The organism is Streptomyces aurantiacus (assembly GCF_001418335.1).
GTDB lineage: Bacteria > Actinomycetota > Actinomycetes > Streptomycetales > Streptomycetaceae > Streptomyces > Streptomyces aurantiacus.
This window is the reverse complement of record NZ_LIPP01000455.1, coordinates 1-2,798: the sequence shown is the minus strand read 5'-3', so window position 1 is coordinate 2,798 and position 2,798 is coordinate 1. Positions and strand designations below refer to the sequence as shown.

General features: G+C 72.8%; 2 protein-coding genes and 2 pseudogenes. 3 read left to right on the top strand and 1 reads right to left on the bottom strand.

The features are described 5' to 3' along the window. Together AOK01_RS38585 and AOK01_RS38580 are read left to right on the top strand one after the other, a co-directional pair. On the top strand, positions 1–681 hold a 681-nt coding region (locus AOK01_RS38585; protein ID WP_079104092.1), incomplete at its 5' end, for an ATP-binding cassette domain-containing protein. After that, positions 678–1,436: an ATP-binding cassette domain-containing protein gene (locus tag AOK01_RS38580; protein ID WP_079104091.1), complete on the top strand. Its 759-nt coding sequence runs from the start codon at positions 678–680 to the stop codon at positions 1,434–1,436. The genes AOK01_RS38585 and AOK01_RS38580, both read left to right, overlap by 4 nt. A 262-nt stretch (positions 1,437–1,698) precedes the next feature. Here AOK01_RS38580 and AOK01_RS46705 read toward each other — a convergent pair. Beyond that, a pseudogene (locus AOK01_RS46705) lies at positions 1,699–1,986 on the bottom strand (transglycosylase family protein); the annotation flags it as partial. A 419-nt stretch (positions 1,987–2,405) separates the two neighbouring features. On the opposite strand from AOK01_RS46705, the pseudogene AOK01_RS38570 reads away from it, so the two are divergent. Next, positions 2,406–2,798, top strand: a pseudogene (locus AOK01_RS38570) (hypothetical protein); the annotation flags it as partial.

The following is a 2,798-nucleotide window of genomic DNA, read 5'->3' as shown; positions in this document are numbered from 1 at the left end:
GGGCCCAACGGCGCCGGGAAGAGCACGCTGTTCCACTGCCTCGCCGGAACCGTGCGGCCGGTGTCGGGGAGGGTCGCGCTCGGGGAACGGGACATCACCCGGCTGCCCGCCCACGCACGGGCCCGGCTCGGGATCGCCCGTACGTTCCAGCAGTTGGCCGTCTTCCCGACCCTGACCGTGGCCGAGAACGTACGCGTGGGCGCCGAGCAGGGGCATGTCGTGGACCCGGGCGCCGCGGAGCGAGCCCTGCGGCTGCTCGGACTCGACGGGGCCGTCCGGGCGCTGCCCGCGGCCGGCCTGCCCACCGGAACACTGCGGCGGGTCGAACTCGCCCGCGCCCTCGCCGGAAGCCCGCGGGTCCTGCTGCTCGACGAGCCCGCGGCCGGACTCGACACGGGCGAAGTGACGGCCCTGGCCCGCGTGCTGCGGGCGCTCGCCGCCGACGGGACGGCCCTGCTCGTCGTCGAGCACGATCTCGATCTGGTGGCCGGTCTCGCCGACACCGTGCACGTCATGACCGCGGGCCACGTCGTCGCCTCCGGCCCGGCCGACCATGTACTCGAAGGCCTCGACCAATTTGATCAGCCCGACGAAACAGATGACACAGATGACCCGGATGACCCGGATGCCCCGGAGGCGGGTCGCGGGCACGACGGACTCGGCCCGGTGGTCGACGGATGAGCGCCTCCGGGATCTCGCTGCGCCACGCACGCGTGCGCTACGGCCCGCTGGAGGCACTGCACGGCGTCACCCTGCACGCGCCGGTTCCCGGCGTCACCGTCCTGCTCGGCCGCAACGGCTCGGGCCGTACGACCGCGCTGCGCGCCCTGGCCGGCACCGTGCCGCTGTCCCACGGCGCCGTGGTCTGGGACGGCACCGACGTCACACGGCTGCCCGCGTACGAACGGGCCCGCCGGGGTCTGTGCCTCGTCCCGGACCGCCGTGCGGTCTTCGGCTCGCTCACCGTCCGCGAGAACCTCGAACTCGCCTCCTCCGGCAGGCCCATCGCGTCCGCCTTCGACGCCTATCCGCAACTGGCCGCCCTGCTGCCCCGGAGAGCGGGCACGCTCTCCGGCGGTGAGCAGCGCATGCTCGCCCTCTCCCGCGCCGTACTGGCACGCGCGCGTGTGGTCCTCGTCGACGAGCCCGCGCAGGGCATGTCCCCGACGGTCGCGGCCCGCACGTACGAGGTGCTGAGCGGCCTCGACGCCGGCGTGATCGCGGCCGAACAACGGCTGCCGCCCGGCCTGCGCCCCGCAGCGACGATCGTGTACGAACTCCGGCGCGGCGCGGTCGTGTTCAGCGGCGAGGCAGCGGAGACGGCACCCTCGGCAACGGCGGCCCCATCAGGACCGGCGGAGCCGACGTGGCCGGCGGGGTCTGCGCGCCCGGCGGACTACGGTCGGGGCCGACCGCGTCGCCGTTCCCAGGAGTGAGCCGTCGTCCCGGACCCGCCCCCTTCGGCAGCCGCAGCATCGTGCCGGGTTCCAAGCGGTCCGGATGCCTGCCGACCGTCTGCGAGTTGAGCTCGCGAAGCGCCCGCCATCCGCCCTTGACGCGGTACCGGCGGGCGATCGACGAGAGTGTCTCCCCCTGCTTCACCCCGTGCGCGCGGCCCTTGAGCCGGTACTTCCGGGCACAGGCGGGCCACGCGTTCCAGCCCTGGACGCGCACCACCTTCTCCGCCACCTCGATCTGCTCCTTGCGCGTGGCCAGATCCGCCCGCGGCGCGTAGGCCCGGCCACCGAACGCCTGCCAGGTGGGCTGCCCGAACTGCAGCCCTCCGTAGAAGCCGTTCCCGGTGTTCGCGTTCCAGCGGCCGCCGCTCTCGCACTGGGCGAGGCAGCCCCACGGCCACCGGTCCTTCGCACAGCGGTGCGGCGCCTGGGCCGCCGCTGCGCCGGCTGCCAGAGGCGGTGCCGCCGCGGCCGGCTCCACGGGGGCGAGCAGGACCAGGAAGGCGACGACGACAGCCGCGTACCTCATGCGCTTGATCGACATCGGGTCACGCTAGGCAGGGGTCCCGCAGTACCCGAAGCAGCCGCGCAGCCGACCGGGCGCGGCCCCACCCGGTCGGCGGACCTGACGGAAACCCCGTCACCCCGTCAGGATGAATGTGCGCCACCCGTTTCATTCGTTGATTTCCTGATTTGTCGACCATCACCCCTGACGGACTGCGACTTGCCTCATTGGCTCAACCTCCCTGGAAATGACAGGAGTTGGCGTGGAGTGACGGATTCCGCCGTCGGGTTCACCCGGTGCGCGGGATGGTTCGATTCCGTTCGCTCCCGGGCGTGACCCCCGCCACAGATCCTCCGTTGTCTTCTTCATGAGCCGGGAACCCATCCGGTTCACGGACCGGGAGCCCCCGGCCACAACACGCACCGCATCCCGAGGAGCCACCCGTGCCGCGCATGCTCGACGTCAGCGACGACGTACGCGCCGAGATCGGCGACGAAGAAGCCGACCGGCTGCTCGCCGGAGAGAACGCCCCGGGCAGTTACGACTGCACGTCCTGCCGCACCCAGGGCGACTCCGAACAGGAGCGCACCAGCACCGTCCTGTTCATCGGCGACGAGACGGCCGTTCTCGCGTTCGCCCACGCCACCTGTCTGCCCTCGCAGGTCGTCCAGGTGACCGAGGAACAACTGCAGGGCGCCGTCCGGTCCATCACCGGGGACGAGCGCCCCTCCGAGGCCCTGCCCGAGCAGGACGAGTCCGCTGGTGACGCCGAGGACGGCCTGCTCGGGCAGGGCCTCGGAGGGGCGCTCGTCCCCGGTGATGGACCGGACGGCGCC

Bases quoted from the DNA above. Each gene is read 5' to 3' on its own strand.
- AOK01_RS38580 (WP_079104091.1), top strand. From the start codon at position 678: ATGAGCGCCTCCGGGATCTCGCTGCGCCACGCACGCGTGCGCTACGGC.